The 23,411-nt window shown below is 65.0% G+C and carries 21 protein-coding genes; 20 read left to right on the top strand and 1 reads right to left on the bottom strand.

Translation table 11 applies throughout. From position 1 onward, the window contains the following. The first annotated feature begins 26 nt into the window (after positions 1 to 26). The 16 genes from ISX93_RS03810 to ISX93_RS03735 all read left to right on the top strand — a co-directional run bounded on the left by ISX93_RS03810 (position 27) and on the right by ISX93_RS03735 (position 17,607). The gene (locus tag ISX93_RS03810) at positions 27 to 809 is read left to right on the top strand and encodes an enoyl-CoA hydratase/isomerase family protein (RefSeq protein ID WP_195777385.1); all 783 of its coding nucleotides are present in this window, start codon (positions 27 to 29) and stop codon (positions 807 to 809) included. Positions 810 to 833: 24 nt separating this feature from the next. Further along, a complete protein-coding gene (locus tag ISX93_RS03805; RefSeq protein WP_195777384.1) occupies positions 834 to 2,072 on the top strand; it encodes a thiolase family protein in 1,239 nt (412 codons plus the stop codon). A gap of 36 nt (positions 2,073 to 2,108) precedes the next feature. Then, on the top strand, positions 2,109 to 2,885 hold the full coding sequence (locus ISX93_RS03800; RefSeq protein ID WP_195777383.1) for an SDR family NAD(P)-dependent oxidoreductase: 777 nt from the start codon (positions 2,109 to 2,111) through the stop codon (positions 2,883 to 2,885). A 52-nt stretch (positions 2,886 to 2,937) separates the two neighbouring features. Further along, the gene (locus tag ISX93_RS03795; RefSeq protein WP_195777382.1) at positions 2,938 to 4,437 is read left to right on the top strand and encodes an aldehyde dehydrogenase family protein; all 1,500 of its coding nucleotides are present in this window, start codon (positions 2,938 to 2,940) and stop codon (positions 4,435 to 4,437) included. Between the two features lie 25 nt (positions 4,438 to 4,462). After that, positions 4,463 to 5,665: an iron-containing alcohol dehydrogenase gene (locus tag ISX93_RS03790; RefSeq protein ID WP_195777381.1), complete on the top strand. Its 1,203-nt coding sequence runs from the start codon at positions 4,463 to 4,465 to the stop codon at positions 5,663 to 5,665. A 27-nt stretch (positions 5,666 to 5,692) separates the two neighbouring features. Next, positions 5,693 to 6,871: an acyl-CoA dehydrogenase family protein gene (locus ISX93_RS03785; RefSeq protein WP_195777380.1), complete on the top strand. Its 1,179-nt coding sequence runs from the start codon at positions 5,693 to 5,695 to the stop codon at positions 6,869 to 6,871. A gap of 21 nt (positions 6,872 to 6,892) precedes the next feature. Further along, on the top strand, positions 6,893 to 8,470 hold the full coding sequence (locus ISX93_RS03780; protein WP_195777379.1) for a class I adenylate-forming enzyme family protein: 1,578 nt from the start codon (positions 6,893 to 6,895) through the stop codon (positions 8,468 to 8,470). 57 nt (positions 8,471 to 8,527) lie between these two features. Beyond that, entirely contained in the window at positions 8,528 to 9,805 is a 1,278-nt protein-coding gene (locus tag ISX93_RS03775; RefSeq protein ID WP_219840985.1) for an MFS transporter, read from the top strand. 179 nt (positions 9,806 to 9,984) lie between these two features. Next, positions 9,985 to 10,173 (top strand): AMP-binding enzyme, encoded by a 189-nt coding sequence (locus tag ISX93_RS03770; RefSeq protein WP_195777378.1) that lies wholly within the window; start codon positions 9,985 to 9,987, stop codon positions 10,171 to 10,173. A gap of 196 nt (positions 10,174 to 10,369) precedes the next feature. After that, complete coding sequence (locus tag ISX93_RS03765; RefSeq protein ID WP_195777377.1) at positions 10,370 to 11,896, top strand: arylsulfatase; 1,527 nt, start codon at positions 10,370 to 10,372, stop codon at positions 11,894 to 11,896. A gap of 83 nt (positions 11,897 to 11,979) precedes the next feature. Then, positions 11,980 to 12,321, top strand: a complete 342-nt coding sequence (locus ISX93_RS03760; protein WP_195777376.1) for a hypothetical protein — start codon at positions 11,980 to 11,982, stop codon at positions 12,319 to 12,321. Positions 12,322 to 12,721: 400 nt separating this feature from the next. Continuing rightward, positions 12,722 to 13,396 (top strand): 6-phosphogluconolactonase, encoded by a 675-nt coding sequence (locus ISX93_RS03755; protein ID WP_195777375.1) that lies wholly within the window; start codon positions 12,722 to 12,724, stop codon positions 13,394 to 13,396. 48 nt (positions 13,397 to 13,444) lie between these two features. Next, positions 13,445 to 15,256: a phosphogluconate dehydratase gene (edd, locus tag ISX93_RS03750; RefSeq protein ID WP_219840990.1), complete on the top strand. Its 1,812-nt coding sequence runs from the start codon at positions 13,445 to 13,447 to the stop codon at positions 15,254 to 15,256. 1 nt (position 15,257) lies between these two features. Next, the gene (locus ISX93_RS03745; protein ID WP_195777373.1) at positions 15,258 to 15,908 is read left to right on the top strand and encodes a bifunctional 4-hydroxy-2-oxoglutarate aldolase/2-dehydro-3-deoxy-phosphogluconate aldolase; all 651 of its coding nucleotides are present in this window, start codon (positions 15,258 to 15,260) and stop codon (positions 15,906 to 15,908) included. Further along, positions 15,905 to 16,357, top strand: a complete 453-nt coding sequence (locus ISX93_RS03740) for an acyl-CoA thioesterase (RefSeq protein WP_195777372.1) — start codon at positions 15,905 to 15,907, stop codon at positions 16,355 to 16,357. Before ISX93_RS03745 ends, ISX93_RS03740 begins: the two co-directional genes overlap by 4 nt. Before the next feature lie 287 nt (positions 16,358 to 16,644). After that, complete coding sequence (locus ISX93_RS03735) at positions 16,645 to 17,607, top strand: tRNA dihydrouridine synthase (RefSeq protein ID WP_195777371.1); 963 nt, start codon at positions 16,645 to 16,647, stop codon at positions 17,605 to 17,607. A gap of 16 nt (positions 17,608 to 17,623) precedes the next feature. Here the strand turns inward: ISX93_RS03735 and ISX93_RS03730 are convergent, their stop codons facing one another. After that, entirely contained in the window at positions 17,624 to 18,493 is an 870-nt protein-coding gene (locus ISX93_RS03730; RefSeq protein WP_195777370.1) for a LysR family transcriptional regulator, read from the bottom strand. A gap of 184 nt (positions 18,494 to 18,677) precedes the next feature. Between ISX93_RS03730 and leuC the strand changes: the two genes are divergently transcribed. From leuC to asd, 4 genes are all read left to right on the top strand, one after another. Continuing rightward, positions 18,678 to 20,114, top strand: a complete 1,437-nt coding sequence (gene leuC, locus ISX93_RS03725; RefSeq protein ID WP_195777369.1) for a 3-isopropylmalate dehydratase large subunit — start codon at positions 18,678 to 18,680, stop codon at positions 20,112 to 20,114. Further along, positions 20,114 to 20,761 carry a 3-isopropylmalate dehydratase small subunit gene (leuD, locus tag ISX93_RS03720; RefSeq protein ID WP_195777368.1) on the top strand — a complete coding sequence of 216 codons (648 nt, stop codon included), beginning with the start codon at positions 20,114 to 20,116 and terminating at the stop codon, positions 20,759 to 20,761. The genes leuC and leuD overlap by 1 nt, the downstream gene beginning before the upstream one ends. A 94-nt stretch (positions 20,762 to 20,855) precedes the next feature. Beyond that, positions 20,856 to 21,938 carry a 3-isopropylmalate dehydrogenase gene (leuB, locus tag ISX93_RS03715; protein WP_195777367.1) on the top strand — a complete coding sequence of 361 codons (1,083 nt, stop codon included), beginning with the start codon at positions 20,856 to 20,858 and terminating at the stop codon, positions 21,936 to 21,938. Between the two features lie 56 nt (positions 21,939 to 21,994). Beyond that, on the top strand, positions 21,995 to 23,107 hold the full coding sequence (gene asd / locus ISX93_RS03710) for an aspartate-semialdehyde dehydrogenase (protein ID WP_195777366.1): 1,113 nt from the start codon (positions 21,995 to 21,997) through the stop codon (positions 23,105 to 23,107). Positions 23,108 to 23,411: the final 304 nt, after the last annotated feature.

Below are 23,411 nucleotides of genomic sequence, written 5' to 3'. Positions count from 1 at the left end.
TATGACCCTCCCGAAGGAGCACCCCCATGAGTGACGAATTGCTGGTCAGCATCGACGGGCCGGTAGCCCGCCTGACGCTGAACCGCCCCAAGGCGATGAACGCGATCAACCTGGCCCTGCTCGGGGCCCTGGATGTTCAGTTGCGCGAACTGGCGGCCAACGACGAGATCCGTGTGTTGCTGCTGACTGGCACGGGCAATGCCTTCTGCGCCGGCGCCGACCTCAAGGAAGTGCTGGCCAGCCAGCAGGCCGCGCCCGGCGAGGAAGACTTTCTGGGCAAGGCCGCGCGCGTCTACGCACAATTGCGCGAGTTTTCCAAGCCGGTGATTGCCGCGCTGAACGGCGTGACCATGGCCGGCGGCCTGGAACTGGCCATCTGCGCCGACATCATACTGGCTGCGGAAAGCGCCCGGATCGGCGACGCCCATGCCAACTTCGGCGTGTACCCGGGTGCCGGTGGCGCCGCCATCCTGCCGCGCCTGGTGCCGCTGAACGTGGCCATGTACCTGCTGTTGACCGGCAAGACACTGTCGGCCGCCGAGATGCAGCGGTATGGCCTGGTCAACGAAGTGCATGCCGATGATCAGCTGGCCGCGGCGGCGGACCAGCTGGCCCGGCAACTCGCCGAGAAGAGCCCGGCGGTGCTGCGCCGCATGAAAGCGGTGGCCCGCCACAGCGCCGACAAGAGCCGTGACGACGCCCTGCTGCACGAGCAGGTCGAACTGCGCCAGCACCTGCGCTCCTTCGATATCCAGGAAGGCCTGCGCGCCTTCTCCGAGAAACGCGCGCCCCAGTTCAAGGGCTACTGAAAACTTTCCCAGGAGTAAGCATCCATGACCAAGGTATTCGTTGCTGGCGTCGGCATGACGCCGTTCGGACGGCATCTGGACAAGAGCCTGTATGACCTTTCCGGCGCAGCCATCGCCGAAGCGCTGCAGGATGCCGGCCTGAGCCCGGCGGACGTCGGCGCCGCCTACTACGCCGGTGCCACCAATGGTCCGCTGCAGGGCCAGACCTGCGTGCCCGGCCCGATCGCGCTGCGCCGCGCCGGTTTCTCGGGCATTCCGGTATTCAGCGTGGAGAACGCCTGCGCCTCTGGCAGCTCGGCCTTCAACCTGGCCGTGCAGGCGATCCAGGCCGGTACCTGCGAAATCGCCATCGCAGTGGGCTGCGAGAAGATGAACGTGCCAGACAAGGCCAAGATGTTCGCGGTGTTCGATGGCGGCTGGGACGTCTCCACCGTCGAGCAGAACAAGGCCACCCTGCTGGCGCTCGGTGCGGGCGTCACGCCGCCGCCGGGCACTGTCTCCGAAAGGCCCTACAGCGTGTTCATGGATGTCTACGCTGCGCTCACCCGCGCGCACATGAAGCGTTATGGCACCACCCAGCGGCAGATCGCCGCGGTGGCGGCGAAGAACCACCAGCATTCGGTGCATAACCCGTTGGCCCAGTACCGCGACCCGATGACCATCGAGCAGGTGCTGGCGGCGCCGCCGATCACCTATCCGCTGACCATGCCGATGTGCTCGCCGATCAGCGACGGCGCTGCCGCCGTGATCGTTTGCGCCGAGAGCGCCCTGAAGCGCTTGGCCGATGCCCGGCGCGCGGTGCAGGTGCTGGCCAGCGTGATCCGCATCGGCAGCGACCGCAACCCCGAAGAGTCGGACAAGATCGTGGCCCACCTGGCGGCCCGGCAGGCCTACGAGATCGCCGGCGTCGCCCCCGCCGAGGTGAACGTCGCCGAGGTGCACGACGCCACCGCCATGGGCGAGATCCTCAACGCCGAGTCGCTGATGCTGGCGCCCTTTGGCGAAGGCGGCCCGGCCGCCGAGCGCGGCGATTTCACCATCGGCGGGCGCTGCCCGGTCAACCCCTCTGGCGGCCTGGAATCCAAGGGCCACCCGATCGGCGCCACCGGTCTGGGGCAGATCTTCGAGCTGGTCACCCAGCTGCGCGGCGAGGCCGGTGCCCGCCAGGTGGAAGGCGCACGCATCGCCGCCCACGAGAACGGCGGCGGCTTGTACGGCATCGAGGAAGCCGTGGTCGCGGTCAACCTGTTCGGCCGCCGCTAAGGCCGGTCAAAACCCTGATTCAGAGGAGTCGAGTTCATGCAAGTAAAAGATAAAGTCATCGTCATTACCGGCGGCGCTTCCGGCCTGGGCCTGGCCACCACCCGCTACATGGTCGAGCAGATGGGCGCCCGTGTGGCGATCTTCGATCTGAATGCCGACGTCGGCCAGACCGTGGCCCAGGAGCTGGGCGCGGACAAGGTGCTGTTCGTGCAGACCGACGTTTCCAGCGAGGAGTCGGTGCAGGCCGCGGTGGACGCCAGCATGGCCAAGTTCGGCGCCATCCACGTGTGCATCAACTGCGCCGCCATTCCCTCGCCGATCAAGGTGCTGGGCAAGGACGGCAAGGCCACCCCGCTGGCCAGGTTCGCCCAGGTCACCGCGGTCAACCTCAACGGCGTGTTCAACGTGATGTCCAAGTGCGTCGAGCAGATGGCCAAGAACGAGCCGGAAGCCGGCGAAGAGCGCGGCGTGGTGATCAACATCTCTTCCGGTGCCGCCTACGAGGGTCAGATCGGCCAGGTCGGCTATGCCGCCACCAAGGCCGGGGTGATCGGCATCAACATGCCGGCCGCGCGTGAACTGGGCGCCATCGGCGTGCGCGTGAATGCCATCGCCCCGGGCCTGTTCCTCACCCCCATGGTGCAGAGCCTGGACGAGAAGATCCTCGCCGCCCTGATGACCAACGTGGAGGCGCCCAAGCGTCTGGGAGACATGCGCGAGTTCGCCCACTGCTGCGCCTTCATCATCGAGAACGCCTACCTCAACGGCGAAACCGTCCGCCTGGACGCGGCCAGCCGGCTGCGCGCCCGTTGATTTCTATAGCGCCTCTGCGCATTTGCCCGCATCTTTTGAGGAGTCCTCGGCCATGATCAGCCAGCCCCTGTTTTACGCCGGCGCGCGCCAAGAGCCCGCCAGCGGCCGTTACCAGGATGTCATCGACCCGGCCACCGGCCAAGTGGTCGGGCGTACCGCGCGGGCCGCTGCCGCCGATGTGGATGCCGCAGTCAGAAGCGCCAAGCAGGCCTTCGACAATCCCGCCTGGCGCAACCTCTCGGCCAGCCAGCGCGCCGACATCCTGCTTGGCCTGGCCAAGACGCTGCACGACAACGCCGCCGAACTGATCGCCCTGGAGGCGACCAGCACCGGCGCCTCGGTGGTGCGCATGAGCAGCTTCGACCTGCCGGCGGTGATCCAGATGGCGATGAACGTGGCCAGCCAGCTGCCGGAGTACCCCTTCGTCCAGTACCCGCCGATCCGTCCGCTGCCCGAGGCCCACCACGTGCGCGTGGTCAAGGAGCCGCTGGGGGTGTGCGCGCTGATCACCGCCTGGAACGGGCCGCTGCTGCTGTTCATGCTCAAGCTGATCCCTGCTCTGGCTGCTGGCAACACGGTGGTGGTCAAGCCGGCCGAGAACGCTTCCCTCTCCACCTTCCGCCTGGTCGAACTGTTCAACCAGTTTCTTCCGCCCGGGGTGGTCAACATAGTCACCGGCGGTGGCGCCGAAGTGGGCGACGCGCTCACCGGGCACCCGGACGTGGCGAAGATCTCCTTCACCGGCTCGACCGGCGTCGGCCAGCACATCCAGAAACGTGCCGCCGATGGCCTCAAGCGGGTGACTCTGGAGCTGGGCGGCAAGGGTCCGTCCATCGTGCTGCCGGATGCCGACCTGGAACTGACCGCGCGCGGGGCGACCTTCGGCTATCTGCTGCATTCGGGGCAGATATGTCTGTCCGGCACCCGCCTGCTGGTGCCCGATGCGCTACACGATGCGCTGGTCGAACGCATGGTCGAGCTGGCCGGCTCGTTGCAGCCGGGCAATCCGCTGGACCCGAACACCACGCTGGCGCCCATGGCCTCCGAGGCGCACATGCGCCGCGTGCTCGGCTACATCGAGGCCGGCAAGGCCGAGGGCGCGCGCCTGGCCTGCGGCGGTGGTCGCCTGACTTCGCCCGAGTGCGGCGCGGGCTTCTTCGTCGCGCCGACCATCTTCACCGAGGTGCGCAACGACATGCAGATCGCCCGCGAGGAGATCTTCGGCCCGGTGCTCTCGGTGATCCGCTACGGCGACGTGGAGGAGGCCATCGCCATCGCCAACGACAGCTGCTACGGCCTCACCGCCGGCCTCTGGAGCAGCGATCCAGTGGCGGCCTACTCGCTCTGCTCGCGTCTGCAGGCCGGCACGGTGTGGATCAACGACTGGCACGCGGTGACCGTCGACTCGCCCTTCGGCGGCTACAAGCAGAGCGGTTACGGCAAGGAACTCGCCATCGAGTCCATCGAGAACTATCTGCAAAGCAAATCCATCCTCGCCAGTTTCGAGCGCAAGCCCGAGTTCAAGGCGATGCACAGCATGATCCTGCGCTAAGCGCATCACGAGACGGAGAACCAACATGTCCAGTTCCGGAGCCGCGATCTACTGGCAGCGCAGCCTGATCCACAGCGGCCACGGCAGCATCCTGCGCCTGCCTTCGCTGTTCAACCACCTGGGCGCCAAGCGCGTGTTCCTCATCTCCGATGCCGGCCTGAAGGCCGCCGGCGTGGTCGATAAGGTCCTCCAGGTGTTCGCCGAGGACGCCCGTGGCGGTGACTCGATCCTCGCCGGTGTATTTTGCGAGACCGCGCCCGACACAGAGATGGGCTCGGTCAACGCCGCCCTGGCGGCCGCCCGCGCGGTGTCGGCCGACGCCATCCTGGCGCTCGGCGGCGGCAGCGTGATGGACTGCGCCAAGGCGGTGAAATACGCCCTGCACAAGGGCGCCAGCGATGTCCGGGTACTGCTCAAGTCGCCGATGTGCGTGCTCACCTGGCCGCAGCAGGGGCACATGGGGATCTTCCACATCTCGGTGCCGACCACCGCCGGCACCGGTTCCGAAGTGTCCAACGGCGCCGTGGTCTACAACCCCGACAGCGCCACCAAGCACCTGCTGATCGGTCCCTTCCTCGAGTCGGACATCGCCGTGCTGGACGCCGGCCTGACCCTGGGCCTGCCGCCCATGCTCACCGCCGCCACCGGCCTGGATGCCCTGACCCACGCGATGGAGGTGCTGGCCCTCCCCAATGTCAACGACTTCTCCCTGGCCCAGGTGCTGTATGCGGCCCAGAGCGTGGTCGCCAACCTGCCCAAGGCGGTGGCCAACGGCCGCGATATCGACGCGCGCCAGGCGCTGCTCAATGCCAGCGCCATGGCCTGCAGCGGCCTGGCCAACAACCTGGGCGCGGCGCCGGTGCACAACATCTCCCACGCGGTGGGCGCGCTGTTCCATATCCACCACGGCGAAGCCAACGCGGTGCTGCTGCCGATCTGCATCGAGCAACTACCCGAGTTCTACGCGCCGACTGCCGCGCGCCTGGCCGAGGCCGTGGGCGTGGACGGGCAGGGTGCAGCCGGGGACGTGCTGGCGCGGGTGGTCGAGCGTCTGCGCCGGTTGCTGCGCGACTGCAACCACCCGCTGGACTACGCGCGGCACCAGCTCGATCCGAACCGTTGCGAGGAGCTGGTCGCCGCCGTGCTGCACGACCCGCTCGCTGCCCTTTACCCGCTTCCCGCCGAGCGTGTCGTCGCCATAGCACGCGCCGCCTGTGCCTGGAACTGACACCCACCTTTTTGCAGGAGAAAGATCATGAGTGAACTGACCATCCCCAGCGGCATCTCCTTCGAGCTGTCCGACGACGAGCGCATGATGATCGACTCGGTGCGCCGTTACTGCCAGACCGAGATCGCCGCCTTCGTCAAGGCGCACGGCGCGGAGACCTACATCCCCACCGAGAAGATGCGCGAACTGCTCAAGGGGCTGACCGAGTTCGGCTTCGTCGGCGGCCCCATCGCCCAGGAACACGGCGGCCTCGGCCTGTCCTGGAAGACCTTCGGCCTGCTCCTTGAAGAGTTGTGCGCGGTGTCCCTGAGCATCGGCATCACCGCCTTCATCCAGACCATGGTTGCCACCCTGGCGGAGAAGCTGCTGGCGCCCGAACTGCGCGACAAGTACCTGCCGCAGATCCTCTCCTGCGACGCCATCGCCTGCATGGGCATCAGCGAGCCGGACGTAGGCTCCAACGTGGTGGAGATCAAGTGCAAGGCCAGGCCGGTGGAGGGCGGCTACGCCCTCTCCGGGGAGAAGACCTGGATCTCCAACGGCGACTACGCCGACATCTGCATCTGCGTGGCGCGCACCGGCGAAGCCCCGGCAGCGCTGGACCTGTTCCTGGTCGACCGGCGCGAGAGCCCCTTCGACTCGCACAACATCCACAAGATGGCGCTCAATGCCACCTCCACCGCGCAGTTGTTCTTCGCCGACTGCAAGGTGCCGGAGCAGCATCGCCTGACCCAGAACGGCCAGGGTCTGCGCCAGGTGGCCGGTCTGTTCGGCGTCAGCCGACCGCTGGTCGGGGTGTTCTCCGTAGGGGTAGGTCGCGCCGCGCTGGAAGCAGCGGTGAGCTACGCACAAGAGCGCAAGCAGCATGGCAAGGCCATCGCCGGCCACCAGCTGATCTCCGGCTACCTGGCCGAGATGGCCACCAAGATTGATGCCTCGCGGCTGCTCGTCCTGCGCGCCCTCGACCTGCTCGATCGCGGTGTGCGCTGCGAGTCCGAATCGGCCATGGCCAAGTGGTTCGCCACCGAGCTGGGCGTCGAGGTTACCAGCCTGGCGCTGCAGATCCACGGCGGCAACGGCGTGACCTGCGAGTTCCCGGTGGAGCGTCTGTTCCGCGAGGCGCGCGTGTGCCCCATCCCGGAAGGCACCACCGAGATCAACAAGCTGATCATCGGTCGTGGCCTGACCGGCATTGCGGCCTTTTAACCTGGAGCACTGAGCATGGGCATGAAAGTCAATTTCGCACGTATCTTCCGCCGCCTGGCCGAGCAGCATGGCGACGCGCCGGCGCTGATCAACTGCGAGCGCGAGCGCAGCTACAGTTTCCGCGAGCTGCACCTGCTGACCAACCGCATCGCCAACGTGCTGCGTGACGATCTCGGGCTGGGCAAGGGCGACCGCTACCTGCTGATCCTGGAGAACGACAACCTGGCCCTGCTGCACCTGTGGTCCATCCTCAAGGGCGAGGCCTCGGCGGTGTTCACCAACGTGCGCGATCCGCTGGAAGAACACCTGCGCATGGCCGAGTTCATCAAGCCCAAGGTGGTGCTGATCGAAGCCGGCATGGCCGCGCGCTATGCGCCGGCGCTGCATGCCCAGGGCATCAAGGTGGCGGTGCTGGATACGCCGGCCGAGCCGGTGCCCGGCACCTACGACTTCTGGGCGCTGGTCAACGCCGCCGCCGATACCGAGCCGGACGTGGAACTGGACTGCCACGTGCACCATCCACTGTACCGCTTCACCGGCGGCACCACCGGCACGCCCAAGTGCGCGGCCTACAGCTACGACAACCTGGCCTTCATCATCGACAGCATGAATGCCATCGAGGACCACGTGTTCCACCGCGGCACGCGCATCCTGCACTTCGCGCCGCTGTCCCACGGCAGCTTCCTGTCGCTGTTGCCGACCTTCATGGCCGGCGGTTGCAACCTGACCCAGAACAACCCGGACATCGAGCTGTGGCGCGGCATGGTCGAGCGCCATCGGGTTACCAGTTCCTTCCTGGTGCCGACCCTGCTGTACCGCCTGGCCGCCCTGCAACAGCAGAGCCCGCGCGATCTGGGTTCGCTGGAGGCGGTGATCTATGGTGCCGCGCCCATGAGCCCGGACAAGATCGTGGAACTGCGCCAGGCCTTCGGTGACGTATTCCTCCAGGCCTACTGTGCGACCGAGGCGCCGGGCGTGGTGTGCGCACTGCCCAAGCGGCTGCACCGCAGCGACAGCGAAGCCGACCGCGCGCGCCTGGCCTCGACCGGCCTGCCGAACCCGGGCGTCGAGGTGATGATCGTCGATGACGAGGGCCGGGAGATGCCGGTGGGCGAGCCGGGCGAGATCTGGATCCGCCACCGCGGGGTGATTTCCGGTTACTACGGCAACCCTGAGCAGACCGCCAAGGAGTTCGTCAATGGCTGGTGGAAGTCCGGCGACATCGGCCGCATCGACGAGATAGGCCTGCTGTACCTGATCGACCGCAAGAAGGACATGATCATCAGCGGCGGTTTCAATGTGTACGCCTCCGAGGTCGAGGCCGCGCTCAACTCCCATCCGGCGGTACTGATGTCCGCTGTGATCGGCATTCCCAGCCAGGAGTGGGGTGAGGCGGTGCACGCCGAGGTGATGCTGCGCGAAGGTGCCGCGGTCGACGAGAAGGCTCTGATTGCCCACGTCAAGGCGGCCATCGGCGCGATCAAGTCGCCCAAGAGCGTCGCCTTCGTCGCCGAGCTGCCGCTGTCGGCCGTGGGCAAGGTGCTGCGCCGCAAGGTTCAGGACAAGTACTGGCAGGGCAGGGAACGGCGCATCGGTTGATTTGCTTCGGCTTGCCATCGTGAGCCTTGCCCCGATCCTCTTGCTGCGGAGAACCCCTTGGCTATAGCCGTCCCCCAGAGCAGTGTGCCGCCAGCACTTGACGAGCCCTACCCGGTCAAGCGCCTGTACGCGTGGACCGTCTTCGCCATGGCCTTTGGACTGATGGTGTCGGACTACCTGTCGCGCCAGGTGATCAACGTGCTGTTCCCGTTCCTCAAGGCCGACTGGCACTTGAGTGATACTGAACTGGGCTCGTTGGTCAGTGTCGTGGCGCTCATGGTTGGCATCATGAGCGTGCCGATTGCGTTCCTCGCCGACCGGATTGGCCTGGTCAAGAGCATTACGCTGATGGCCTTGATCTGGGCGCTCGCGACCATTGCCTGTGGCTTCTCGGTCAATTTCACCATGCTGCTGATCGCGCGCGCCTTCGTTGGGCTGGGCGAGGCAGGGTACGGTAGCGCGGGCTCCGCTATGTTGGCCAAAGTCTTCCCTGCCCGGCTGCACGCGACGGTGCTGGGGGCGTTTCTTGCCGCAGGGATGATCGGGGCGGTGTTTGGTGTTGTCCTCGGCGGACTGATCGCCAAATATCTGGGCTGGAAGATGTCCTTTATCATCATCGGCTTGTTTGGCTTGGTGCTGGCCATTTCCTTCCCGTTTGTGGTGAAAGAGCCGCCGCGGACTGGGCCGGCGGATGCACCTCGTCCGAGTTTGCGAGCGGTGTTTCGCTTGCTTTTCGCCAAGCGCACCACGATCTTCACCTTTCTTGGCGTCGGCTTGGGCATGTTCCTTCAGGGCGCTTATCTGGCCTGGATGCCGAGCTTCCTCAATCGCTATCACGGTCTGGAGCCATCCAAGGCCGCCCTGTCTACCGGTCTATTGGTGGTGTGCACCAGCATCGGCATGATCGGTGGCGGCATTCTGGTCGATCGCCTGAGCCGGAAAAATCGACTGAACCGCTTGCGTCTGTCGGCGATCTATTGTCTGGGGTCGGCACTGGTGTTGTTCCTGGCGTTCAGTTTGCCGGCGGGCAGTCTGCAATTCTTCCTGATTGGCAGTGGCCTGATGCTCAGTGCAGGCTTTAGCGGGCCCTCGGCGGCGGTGGTGGCCGATTTGACGCCATCGAGCATACACGCCACCAGCTTTGCCGTGATGGCGATGTGCTATGCCCTCCTGGGCATGGCGCCGGGGCCGGTGGTGACCGGTTGGCTGGGCGACCAGATCGGCTTGCAAAACGCAATGATGACGGTACCGATCATCAGCGTCATCGCCTCCGGTTTTTATTTTCTAGCGCTGAAGCACTACGCGGCCGACCGTGCCTCGTTTCATGGGGAGTAAGGCCAGTATTGCCGTCACGCGCAAAAGTGGCCTGATGATCGGCGCCCGAACCTTCCCCGGCAACCCCAAGACGGACATGTTCTGAACGCGCAACTGGAGCAGACAACGATTTTGCTCGAAGACATCGGTCGTCGGCCCAAGGAGGTCATCGTCGACCTGGGCTGGTGCACGCCGAGGTGATGCTGCGCGAAGGTGCCGCGGTCGACGAGAAGACGCTGATTGCCCACGTCAAGGCGGCCATCGGCGCGATCAAGTCGCCCAACAGCGTCGCCTTCGTCGCCGAGCTGCCGCTGTCGGCGGTGGGCAAGGTGCTGCGCCGCAAGGTGCAGGACAAATACTGGGAAGGCTGCGAGCGGCGCATCAGTTGATCTGTCCACCCCTCGCGGTTTGTGTCAGCGCTCGGCTTTATCGGTTCTGCACGCAGCCAACTCAGCGCAAGGGACCAGAAAAGCAGCGGAAAAGACCAGCGGTACTGGCATGGCGCCGGTAGCCTTTTACCGAGCAACGTTGAACCAGGCGGCCCGTGCTGGCCGACCGCTACGACAACACAGAGGAGTACATCTAATGGTCAAAACATGGCGGCTACTGCTCGGCGCACTGGCGCTGCTCGCACTGACGGCCCAGGCCGCGAGCGAGCGCCCCAACATCCTGGTGATCTGGGGCGACGACATCGGCTGGTCCAATGTCAGCGCCTACAACCACGGCATGATGGGTTACCAGACCCCCAACATCGACCGCCTCGCCAAGGAGGGCGCGCTGTTCACCGACTGGTACGGCCAGCAGAGCTGTACCGCCGGGCGTTCCGCGTTCATCACCGGGCAGGCGCCGATCCGTACCGGGCTGACCCGCGTGGGCTTGCCGGGCGCACCCCTGGGCCTGAGCAAGCAAGACCCGACCATCGCCGAACTGCTCAAGCCACTGGGATACACCTCGGGCCAGTTCGGCAAGAATCACCTGGGCGACCGCGACGAGTTCCTGCCGACCCAGCACGGTTTTGACGAGTTCTTCGGCAACCTCTACCACCTCAACGCCGAGGACGAGCCGGAGCACGAGGACTACCCGAAGAATCCCGAGTTCCGCAAGCGCTTCGGTCCGCGCGGGGTGATCCACAGCTACGCCGACGGTCGCGTCGAGGACACCGGCGCGCTGACCAAGAAGCGCATGGAGACCGTGGATGAAGAGTTCACCACGGCGGCGCTGAATTTCATGGAGCGCGCGCACCAGGCCGACCAGCCGTTCTTCGTCTGGCTGAACACCAGCCGCATGCACATCTGGACCCGCCTGAAGAAGGAATCCCAGGGGCGCACCGGCGAGGGCATCTACGCCGACGGCATGGCCGAAGCCGACGACTACGTTGGCCAGGTGCTCGACAAGCTGGACGAGCTGGGCATCGCCGACAACACCATCGTGATGTTTTCCACCGACAACGGCGCCGAGGTGATGAGCTGGCCGGATGGCGGCACCACCCCGTTCCGCGGCGAGAAGGGCGGCAACTGGGAAGGCGGCTTCCGTGTGCCCACCCTGATCCGCTGGCCGGGGATGATCAAGCCGGGTACCGTGAACAACCAGATTGCAGCCCACGAGGACATGCTGCCGACGCTACTGGCCGCGGCCGGTGAGCCCGACATCAAGCAGAAGTTGCTGCAAGGCCACAGCGCTGCAGGCTCGACCTTCAAGGTGCATCTGGACGGCTACAACCTGCTGCCGGCGCTGGCCGGCAAAGGCGAGTGGCCGCGCAACGAGTTCATCTACTGGACCGACGACGGCGACCTGTCGGCGATCCGCCAGGGCAAGTACAAGTTTCTCTTCATGGAGCAGACGGCGGAAGGCATGGACGTCTGGCGCGAGCCCTACAAGGTGCTGCGCCTGCCCTACATCTTCGACCTGCACGCCGACCCTTTCGAGCGTGCCGCGCGGGAAAGCTTTGGTTACGACCGCTGGCAGGCCGAGCACCTGTTCCTGCTGGTGCCGACCCAGGCCTACGTGGCCCAGTGGCTGCAAAGCTTCAAGGCGTTCCCGCCACGGCAGAAGCCGGCGCGCTTCGGTGTCGAGCAGTTGACCAGCATCATCTACAGCAACATGAAGCAGTAAGGGGGTTGCACCCCATGAGCATCCTGGATTGGCACCTGTTCGCCGCCACCTTCTGATTCGGCTTGCTGGCGATGGAAACGGTGATGGAGCTCTACGCCAACAACCCCTCGCGGCGCGAGATGGCGGCGAAAATCCACGCCTGGAGTGACCCGCTGTTCGAGCTGCCGGCGGTCAGCGTGATTCTGCTCAGCGGTTTGTGGATGCTGAGCAGGGTCGAGCACGTCAGCGCGCTGCTGTGGCTGAAGATCGCGCTGGGCGGCGGCGCCATCCTGATCAACTACTGGTGCTACAGCTTCGTGTTCAGGCGGGCCAGGGATTCGGCCAGCGATGAGCAGCGGATTCACTGGACCCGCTGCATCGCCTGGACCGGCCTGGCCATTCCGCCGGCCATCGCAGCCTTCATGATTGGCAAGTTCTTGCTCTGAGCCATGCTGGACGCGGCCTGAGCCGCCGGTACGGGTCAGGTACTCCGCACCATTGCGGGAGCTGCTGTGCAAGCAGCGCAGTCGCGCAGAGCATGCTGCTCAGGGCCAGAACCATCGAGAGTGTGGTTTTTCGTAAGTTCATGGATACCTCCTGTCAGCTATCGCGCTTGTGTGCCGATGCTCTTTACCAAGTGGCGAATGCGGCCGGGTCGCCAAGCGCCCCATGCGTTGTTTCCCTGGGTGGGCCGGCATTTCCTGCGCTGGTTCCGATTTCGCCCACAAGCCCCTGAACAGATGGCCTGCCCCGGCTCAATCCGCTGAACAGGGCGGCCAAGGGCATAGAGCGCGGCACCCATCCGGGGCATGATGTGGTCCCCGTAGCAGTCAAAGCATCGCACCCATGAATTTCTTCGAGTTTGCGAGTCGTACCCAAGCCCTGGATGCTCTTGCGTCGATACTGGTTGCCCGGCTGAGTGCCGATCTGACCGCCTTGGGTCAAGCCAGCCTGCTGCTGCCGGGCGGCAGCAGTCCACGAGCGCTGCTGCCCGGTCTGGGAGGAGCTGCCCTGGATTGGTCGCGGGTGCGGGTCACGCCGACCGATGAGCGCTGGGTGCCGGCCGGGCATCCGCAGAGCAACTGGAACCTGTTGCAGCAAGGCCTGCCCACCGCCCTTTGCCTTGATCCGCGCCTGCATGCCGAACCGGCGCAGGCTGCGGCTGCGTGGGGCGCCGCGCTGCACGACTGGTTGCCCTTCAGCGCGGTGCTGCTGGGCATGGGTGAGGACGGACATTTTGCCTCGCTGTTTCCGCGCATGCCCGGGCTGGCGCAGGCGCTGGATGCGGCGCAGCCACCGGCAGCGCTGGTCGGGCTGGCACCACAGGCGCCGCAGACTCGCCTGTCACTCAATCTGGCCATGCTGCTGAGCACGCGCTGGCTGGGGCTGTTGGCGTTTGGTGAGCGCAAGCGCGAGTTGATCGAGGCGGTGCTGGCCGATACCGTGACCAGTCGCGAGTGGCCGTTGCATGCGCTGCTCCGGCAGTCAGCTGTGCGCGCAAACATTTATTGGGCGCCCTGAGCCGGTACACTGGCGGCGAGGATTCTGACGCTGGGGGCATGCTGCATGCTGCATATCGTTGTCGAGGAAGTCACTGCGCGCCTGGAACAGCGCTCGCAGAAGCGCCGGCAAGCCTATCTGGCCCGGCTGCAGGAAGCTGCGGAGCGCCCCGCGCGGCAGCACCTGGGTTGTTCCAATCTGGCCCATGCCCTGGCGGCGCAACCAGAGGATGCCCGGCTGATCATGAAGCAGGGCGGTGCGCCGCACATTGCCATCATCTCCAGCTACAACGACCTGCTCTCGGCGCATCAGCCCCTGCATGATTATCCTGAACAACTGAAAGTTGCCCTGGCACGCGTGGGTGCCACCGCGCAGTTTGCCGCCGGCGTGCCGGCCATGTGCGATGGCATCACCCAGGGCGCGCCGGGCATGCAGCTGTCGCTGTTCTCGCGCGACCTGATTGCCCAGGCCACTGCCATCGGCCTGACCCATGCCATCTTCGATGGCGGCCTGTACCTGGGCGTGTGCGACAAGATCGTCCCCGGCCTGCTGATCGGTGCCCTGCATTTCGGCCACCTGCCGGCCGTGTTCGTGCCGGCCGGGCCGATGCGCTCGGGGCTGGCGAACAAGGACAAGGCCGCCGTGCGCCAGCGCTTCGTCAGCGGCGCGGCGACTCGCCAGGAGTTGCTGGCGGCCGAGCAGGCGGCCTACCACGAGGCCGGTACCTGCACCTTCTACGGGACCGCCAACACCAATCAGCTGCTCATGGAAGCCATGGGCCTGCATGTGCCGGGCAGCGCCTTCGTGCATCCGCATACGCCGCTGCGTGACGCGCTGACTGCCGAGGCGGCGCGGCTGGTAGCCCGCAACAGTTTGAAAGGCGAACGCTACCTGCCAGTGGGCCGGCAGGTGGATGCGCGGGCCCTGGTGAACGCCGTGGTGGCCTTGCTGGCCAGTGGCGGCTCGACCAACCACACGCTGCACCTGCCGGCGATTGCCCGTGCTGCCGGCTACGAATTGCAGTGGGAAGATTTTGCCGAGCTGTCCCGGGTGGTGCCGCTGCTGGCACGGGTCTATCCCAATGGCGCGGCCGACGTTAACCAGTTCCAGGCGGCCGGTGGCCCGGCCTGGCTGTTGCGCGAGCTGCTCGGTGGCGGCCTGCTGCATGCGGATGTGCCGAATGCCGCCGCAGGCGGCTTGGCGGCGTACACACAAGAGGCCTGGCTCGATCAGGGCCGTCTGAGTTGGCGCGAGCTGCCGGTACAGAGTGCTGCACCAGAAATCCTGCGCAACCTGGCCGAGCCCTTCAGTAGTGAGGGTGGTTTGCGCTTGCTGCAGGGCAATCTGGGCCGGGCGATTATCAAAACATCGGCGATGCCGGCATCGGCCTTGCGGGTACGCGCTCAGGCACGCGTGTTTGACGATGAAGCGACGGTGCAGCAAGCCTATGCGGCGAATGAGCTGCAGGGCGATTTGATTCTGGTGGTGCGCTTCCAGGGGCCGCGTGCCAATGGCATGCCCGAGCTGCACAAACTGATGCCGCTACTGGCCAATCTGCAACAGGCCGGCCAGCGCGTGGCGCTGGTCACGGACGGGCGCCTGTCGGGGGCCTCCGGGCAGGTGCCGGCAGCCTTGCACCTGACCCCCGAAGCCGCGCTGGGTGGGCCGCTGGCGTGGCTGCAGGACGGAGACTGGATTGAGCTGGATGCCGTGCAGGGCATCCTGAGCGTCGAGCAGGATGTGTCCGAGTGGGCTAAACGTCAGCCTGCCAGTGTGCCGAAAAATACACCCGCAGGTTACGGTCTGCACTTGTTTGCGCAACAACGGCGACTGGTTGGCCCGGCTGATCAAGGCGCCACGATCCTGGAATGGGAGGATTGAAATGAGTCTGACAATCGAAGCGGTGCTGCAGCGTGCGCGCCCGGTGCTGCCGGTGCTGGTGCTGGAGGATGTCGCGCTGGCGGTCGATCTGGCCGGTGCGCTGCAGGCTGGCGGGGTCACGGTGCTGGAAGTGACATTGCGCACCGATCGGGCCCTGGAGGCGCTGGCGGCGATTCGCCAGGCCTTTCCGCAGCTGCTGGTCGGCGCCGGCACGCTGATCCATACGGAACAGTTTTCCGAGGCGCGCGATGCCGGTGCGCAGTTTGCCGTGAGCCCCGGGCTTACCGAGCGTCTGGCGGCGGCCGCCGAAGGTGCGGGCCTGCCCTATCTGCCCGGGGTGATGACCCCTTCGGAAGTGTTGCTGGGCCTGGAGTATGGCTACCGTTCGCTGAAGCTGTTCCCGGCCAATGGCAATGCCAGCATCAAGCTGCTGAAAACCCTCAAGGGGCCGTTCACCGGTATCCGCTTTTGCCCCACCGGCGGGGTGACCACGGACAACCTGCTGAACTTCCTGCGCCTGCCCAATGTCATCTGCGTCGGTGGTACCTGGATTGCCCCGGCCAATCTGATCCGTGCCCGCGCCTGGGATCAGATCACCCAATTGGCGCTTGAAGCCCGCGAACTGGCGGCCAGCCTGGAGCATCACGCATGAACTGGGATCTTGCTCACCCCCCCTATGTGATCGACCTGCAGGTACAGGCCGACGAGATCGATGCCCTCGGGCATGCCAACAATGCGGTGTATATCAGCTGGCTGGAGCGCTGTGCCTGGAGCCACTCGCAGAGCCTGGGGCTGGACGTGGCCGACTATCAGCGCCTGGACCGGGCCATGGCGGTGGTGCGGCATGAGGTGGATTATCTGGCCAGCGCCTATCTGGGCCAGCAACTGCAAGTGGCCACCTGGATCATCGACTCGGATCAGCGCTTCAAGATGACCCGGCGCTTTCAGGTAATCAGACCGGCGGATGGCGCCACCCTGTTGCGCGCGCTGACTACCTTTGCCTGCATCGAGATGTCCAGCGGCAAGCCGCGACGCATGCCGGCCGCGTTTGTCGAGGGCTATGGCCGGGCGGTGATCGAGCATTATCCACGGGAGTTGTAGGTTCGCTCGATTTGCTAGGGCGGGTGCAACCCGCGCGGCAACGGCGGGTTGCACCCGCCCTACACAAGCGGTGCAGTTGGCGACCGGACGCAGTCAGAGGGGCGAGCGCAGCGAGTCAGGCAAGCAGGTCTCCCGGCAAGGGCGAAAGCGGGGGCTCGGCGCGCCGCGCTCACCCGCCCGGTGCTGGTCATCAAGTCTGCCGCGGATTAGCAATCCGCAGTCCAGCCCCATTCGGGTAAACTCCCGCGCCCGGCAACTGCCTGTCTTTGATTCTCGAGAACAATCCCGTGCAAATCGCCCTGGCACCGATGGAAGGCGTGGTCGACGAGATCCTCCGCGATGTGCTGACGCGCGTCGGCGGGATCGACTGGTGCGTGACCGAGTTCATTCGGGTCAATGACCGCCTGCTGCCCACCGCCAGTTTCAGCAAGCTGGCTCCCGAACTGGCCGTGGGCGCCCGTACCCGCGCCGGCACCCCGGTGCACGTGCAACTGCTCGGCTCCGATCCGCAGTGCCTGGCCGAGAACGCGGCGCTGGCCTGCGCACTCGGTGCGCCGGTGATCGACCTGAACTTTGGCTGCCCGGCGCGCACGGTGAACAAGTCCCGTGGTGGCGCGATCCTGCTGCGTGAACCCGAGTTGCTGCAGGCCATCGTCGCTGCGGTGCGGCGTGCGGTGCCGGCGCAGATTCCGGTCACCGCCAAGATGCGCCTGGGCTACGAGAGTGCCGATGTGGCGCTGGACTGCGCGCGGGCGCTGCAGGACGGCGGTGCGGCGCAGATTGTCGTGCATGCGCGGACCAAGCTCGATGGCTATCGGCCGCCGGCGCACTGGGACTGGATCGCCCGGGTCGCCGAGGTGGTCAGGGTGCCGGTCATCGCCAATGGCGAGATGTGGACGCTGGAGGACTGGCGCCGTTGTCGCACGGTCAGTGGCGTCAACGACATCATGCTCGGCCGCGGCCTGCTGGCCCGGCCGGATCTGGCCCGGCAGATCGCCGCCGAGCGTGCCGGTCTGGCCGTCCCGGCGCTGCAATGGCCCGAAGTGTTTCTGTTGCTCGAGGACTTCTGGCGGCAGTCACGCAACCGGCTGGCGCCACGCTATGCCCCGGGGCGCCTGAAGCAGTGGTTGAAGATGCTTGGCCGCAGCTACCCGCAGGCGCTGCAACTGTTCTCCACGGTACGCCCTGAGACCGATTGCATTCGGCTGGATGCGTTGCTGGCCGGCGCGCGTCCCCCTGCCGCGGGCTGAGGACGCTGCCGGTTGCTCAGCGCTGGTTGTCCAGCAGGGTCATGAAGGCCCGGGCGGCGTTCGACAGGGTGCGCTCGCTGTGCAGGATGTAGCCCAGCTGGCGCTCCAGCTGGATTCCCGGCAGCGGCAGGCGAGCCACCTGGTCGTCGAGCATGGTGCGCGGCAGCACGCTCCAGGCGATGCCGATGGACACCATCATCTTGATGGTTTCCAGGTAGTTGGTGCTCATGCCGATGTTGGGTGTCAGGCCTTCGCGCTCGAACAGCCGGCGCACGATGTGATGGGTGAAGGTGTTGCCGCCGGGAAACACGGCCGGGTGGCGGGCCACGTCGGCCAGACTGATGGCGCCACTGCGCGCCAGCGGGTGTTCGGGGGCGGCGACGAAATCCAGCGGATCGTCCCACACCGCTACGGCGCGCACCGGCTCGCGGGTGTCCGGGGCCAGGGTGATCACCGCCAGCTCCGCGCGGCCATGCAGAACTTCCTCGTAGGCCACTTCCGAGTCGAGAAACTGGATGTCCAGGGCCACTTGCGGATGGGCGCGGGTAAAGGCGCGCAACAGCGGCGGCAGGCGGTGCAGGCCGATGTGGTGGCTGGTGGCCAGGGTCAGGCGACCGCTGATCTCGCCACTCAGGTTGGTCAGCGCGCGGCGCGTATCATCAAGTACTCCGAGAATCTGGTAGGCCCGCGGCAGCAGGGCGCGACCGGCTTCGGTAAGACCGATCTCGCGGCCCAGGCGGTCGAACAGGCGCACCTTGAGCTGCTGCTCCAGGCCGGCGATACGCTTGCTGATGGCCGGCTGGGTCAGGTGCAGGCGTTCGCCGGCATGCGAAAAGCTGCCGGTTTCGGCAATGGCGATGAAGGCATTCAGGTTGGCGAGGTCCACGGCGGCTGCTCCCGGTTGGCGGAACGGAGGCTGGAGTTTAACTTACATTCCATATTGTTATCCAAAGCATAAAAAGAATGAATTGGAGTTATTTGTTAGTTATCCCTAGGATTTGTCTGGTGAAAAGAGGGGCAAAAATCCGCATTGCTCCCAACTGACCAAGCCCGAAGATGAGGATTGACCCATGGCCGGCAAAACGCTGTACGACAAGCTCTGGGATGCGCACGAGGTAAAGCGTCGCGATGATGGTTCGTCGCTGATCTATATCGACCGGCACATCCTCCACGAAGTGACCTCGCCGCAGGCCTTTGAAGGGCTGCGTCTGGCCGGTCGCCAGCCATGGCGCGTCGACGCCAACATCGCCACCCCGGACCACAACGTGCCGACCACCAGGGCCGAGCGTCAGGGCGGCCTGGAGTCGATTGCCGATGAAGTCTCGCGCCTGCAGGTGCAGACTCTCGACGAGAACTGCGACGACTTCGGCATCCTCGAATTCAAGATGAACGACAGCCGCCAGGGCATCGTCCACGTGGTTGGCCCGGAGCAGGGCGCCACCTTGCCGGGCATGACCGTGGTCTGTGGCGACTCGCACACCTCGACCCACGGCGCCTTTGGTGCGCTGGCGCATGGCATCGGTACGTCGGAGGTCGAGCATGTGCTGGCTACCCAGTGCCTGGTGGCCAAGAAGATGAAGAACATGCAGGTGCGCGTCGAAGGCCGGTTGCCGTTCGGCGTGACGGCCAAGGACATCGTGCTGGCGATCATCGGCAAGATCGGTACCGCCGGTGGTAACGGCCATGCGCTGGAATTTGCCGGCAGCGCGATTCGCGACCTGTCGATGGAAGGCCGCATGACCATCTGCAACATGGCCATCGAAGCCGGAGCACGGGTCGGTGTGGTGGCTGTTGACGACAAGACCATCGCCTACGTCAAGGGTCGCACCTTTGCGCCGAAGGGCGAGGACTGGGACAAGGCGGTCGCGGTCTGGGCCGATCTGGTGTCCGACGCCGATGCGCACTTCGATACCGTGGTCGAGCTGGATGCCGCACAGATCAAGCCGCAGGTGACCTGGGGCACCTCGCCGGAGATGGTCTTGCCGGTGGATGCGCAAGTGCCGGACCCGGCCGCCGAAGCCGACCCGGTCAAGCGCGACTCGATCGTGCGCGCCTTGAAGTACATGGGCCTCTCGGCCAACCAGGCAATCACCTCGATCCAGCTGGACCGGGTGTTTATCGGCTCCTGCACCAACTCGCGCATCGAAGATTTGCGTGCCGCTGCCGACGTGGCCAAGGGCCGCAAGGTCGCCAGCACCATCAAGCAGGCGCTGGTGGTGCCGGGTTCCGGTCTGGTCAAGGCGCAGGCCGAGGCCGAAGGGCTGGACCAGATCTTTATCGAGGCCGGTTTTGAATGGCGTGAGCCGGGCTGCTCGATGTGCCTGGCGATGAACCCGGACAAGCTGGGCAGTGGCGAACATTGTGCGTCGACGTCCAACCGCAACTTCGAAGGGCGTCAGGGTGCCGGCGGGCGTACCCACCTGGTCAGCCCGGCGATGGCTGCGGCCGCTGCGGTGACCGGGCGCTTTATCGATGTGCGCGAGTTGAGCAAGCAAGGAGCTGAATGATGAAAGCGTTTACCCAACATACAGGCTTGGTGGCTCCGCTCGATCGTGCCAACGTCGACACCGATCAGATCATTCCCAAGCAGTTTCTGAAGTCGATCAAGCGTACCGGCTTTGGCCAGAACCTGTTTGACGAGTGGCGCTATCTGGATGTCGGTCAGCCGGGCCAGGATTGCTCGCAGCGTCCGCTCAACAAGGACTTCGTGCTGAACTTCCCGCGTTATCAGGGCGCCAGCGTGTTGCTGGCGCGGGAGAACTTCGGTTGTGGCTCCAGCCGTGAACATGCGCCCTGGGCGCTGGAAGAGTACGGCTTCCGTGCGGTGATCGCGCCGAGCTACGCCGACATCTTCTTCAACAACAGCTTCAAGAACGGCATGTTGCCGATCATCCTGACCGAGGCGGAAGTCGACGAGTTGTTCCAGCAGGCCGAGGCCTGCGAGGGCTACCAGCTCAGCGTCGATCTGGCGGCGCAGACCGTGACCCGTCCGGACGGCAAGGTCTACCACTTCGAGGTGGACGCCTTCCGCAAGCACTGCCTGCTCAATGGTCTGGACGACATCGGCCTGACCCTGCAGGACAGTGACGCGATCAAGGCCTTCGAAAGCAAGCACCAGCAGAGCAACCCCTGGTTGTTCGGCGCGATCAAGTGATGTGTAGGGTGGGAAGCCGAAAAGCGTTTTCCACCATGAATTTCGGTGGATAAGGCCGTTGGCCGTTATCCATCCTACGGAATAGAGGAATGCGATGAGCAAGCAGATTCTGGTTCTCCCTGGTGACGGTATCGGCCCGGAAATCATGGCCGAAGCGGTCAAGGTGCTGCAGCTGGCCAACGCCAAGTACAGCCTGGGCTTCGAGCTGAGCTTCGACGAGTTGGGCGGCGCCGCCTACGACAAGTACGGCGTACCGCTGGCGGATGAAACCCTGGCGCGCGCGCGCGCCGCCGATGCCATTCTGCTCGGCGCCGTGGGTGGCCCGAAGTGGGATGCCATCGAGCCGGCCCTGCGCCCGGAGCGCGGCCTGCTGAAAATCCGCTCGCAACTGGGGCTGTTCGCCAACCTGCGCCCGGCGATTCTCTATCCGCAGCTGGCCGACGCTTCGTCGCTGAAGCCGGAAGTGGTATCCGGTCTGGATATCCTGATCGTGCGTGAGTTGACCGGTGGCATCTACTTCGGCCAGCCGCGCGAGAGCAAGCTGCTGGAGAACGGCGAGCGCATGGCCTACGACACCCTGCCGTACAGTGAAAGCGAAATCCGCCGGATTGCCCGTGTCGGTTTTGATATGGCGCGTGTGCGCGGCAAGAAGCTGTGCTCGGTGGACAAGGCCAACGTGCTGGCGTCCAGCCAGTTGTGGCGCGCCGTGGTCGAGGAAGTGGCCAGGGATTACCCGGATGTCGAGCTGAGCCATATGTACGTCGACAACGCCGCCATGCAGCTGGTGCGGGCACCCAAGCAGTTCGACGTGATGGTCACCGACAATCTGTTCGGTGACATCCTCTCCGACGAAGCCTCGATGCTTACCGGCTCCATCGGCATGCTGCCGTCGGCTTCGCTGGATGCCAACAACAAGGGCATGTACGAGCCCTGCCACGGCTCGGCGCCGGATATCGCCGGCAAAGGGATTGCCAACCCGCTGGCGACCATCCTCTCGGTGTCGATGCTGCTGCGCTACAGCTTCAGCCAGGTGGTAGCGGCAGATGCCATCGAGCGTGCCGTCAGCCTGGTGCTGGATCAGGGGCTGCGCACCGGTGATATCTGGTCGGCAGGCAAGACTAAAGTCGGTACGGCAGCCATGGGTGATGCGGTAGTCGAGGCACTGCGCAGTCTGTAATCTTTCGCTCCGCCGCGCAGGTGGCGGAATGACTCTCTCTTTGAAGGTGTAGTGCTATGAAGCGCGTAGGTCTGATCGGTTGGCGCGGTATGGTGGGTTCGGTGCTCATGCAGCGGATGCTGGAAGAGCGGGATTTCGACCTGATCGAACCGGTGTTCTTCACCACCTCGAATGTGGGCGGGCAGGGGCCGGATGTTGGCAAGGACATTGCCCCGCTGAAAGACGCCTACAGCATCGATGAGCTGAAAGGCCTGGATGTGATCCTTACCTGTCAGGGTGGTGATTACACCAACGAGGTTTTCCCCAAGCTGCTGGAAGCCGGCTGGGACGGCTACTGGATCGACGCTGCTTCGGCGCTGCGCATGGCCGATAATGCGGTGATCGTGCTGGACCCGGTGAATCGCAGGGTCATCGACCAGTCGCTGGATAGCGGGATCAAGAACTACATCGGTGGCAACTGCACGGTCAGCCTGATGCTGATGGCGCTGGGCGGTCTGTACGAGGCCGGCCTGGTCGAATGGATGAGCGCCATGACCTACCAGGCCGCATCCGGGGCGGGTGCGCAGAATATGCGCGAGCTGATCAAGCAGATGGGCGCTATTCATGGTGCTGTGGCTGACGATCTGGCCAATCCGGCCAGCGCTATTCTCGATATCGATCGCAAAGTCGCCGAGGCGATGCGCGGCGAAGGCTTCCCGGTGGACAATTTTGGTGTGCCGCTGGCCGGCAGCCTGATCCCCTACATCGACAAGGAACTGCCAAACGGGCAGAGCCGTGAAGAGTGGAAAGGCCAGGCCGAGACCAACAAGATCCTCGGGCGCAACAAGAATCCGATTCCGGTCGATGGCCTGTGTGTGCGCATCGGTGCCATGCGTTGCCACAGCCAGGCACTGACCATCAAGCTGAACAAGGATGTGCCGATGGCTGACATCGAGCAGCTGATCAGCCAGCACAACCCGTGGGTCAAGCTGGTGCCCAACCAGCGTGAAGCAAGCATTCGCGAGCTGGGCCCGACCGCGGTGACCGGTACCCTGAGCGTGCCGGTTGGGCGTTTGCGCAAGCTGAACATGGGCTCGCAGTACCTGGGCGCCTTCACCGTCGGCGATCAGTTGCTCTGGGGTGCTGCCGAGCCGCTGCGGCGCATGCTGCGGATTCTGCTGGAACGCTGATTCTTGACGCATCCGGGTTAGCCATCGGCAAGGGTGGTTGGCCCGGAGCAAGCCTGCTTGGGCTTAAGCGCCGCATTTCCCGGTTTTATCTGCAATCCTGCTTCGCTAGGTCGGTGCGCATTGGTGATCCTGCTCAACGGTTCACTGGCGTCAATTTGTGGATTGCTTCTGATTATCGCTGCATGGCATTCCTGTGGACTGCTTTGCAGATGGGTCAAAAGTTGATAAAACACTATCTGTGAAAGATACTTACCGTAAATTTGAAGAATCTTTCTAGCTTGTCGCTCCTGCTTGAATCGCTGAC

The organism is Pseudomonas sp. N040, from assembly GCF_015637705.1.
GTDB lineage: Bacteria > Pseudomonadota > Gammaproteobacteria > Pseudomonadales > Pseudomonadaceae > Aquipseudomonas.
Note: the sequence above shows the minus strand (reverse complement) of the source record. Positions and strands in the feature narration are given on the sequence as shown.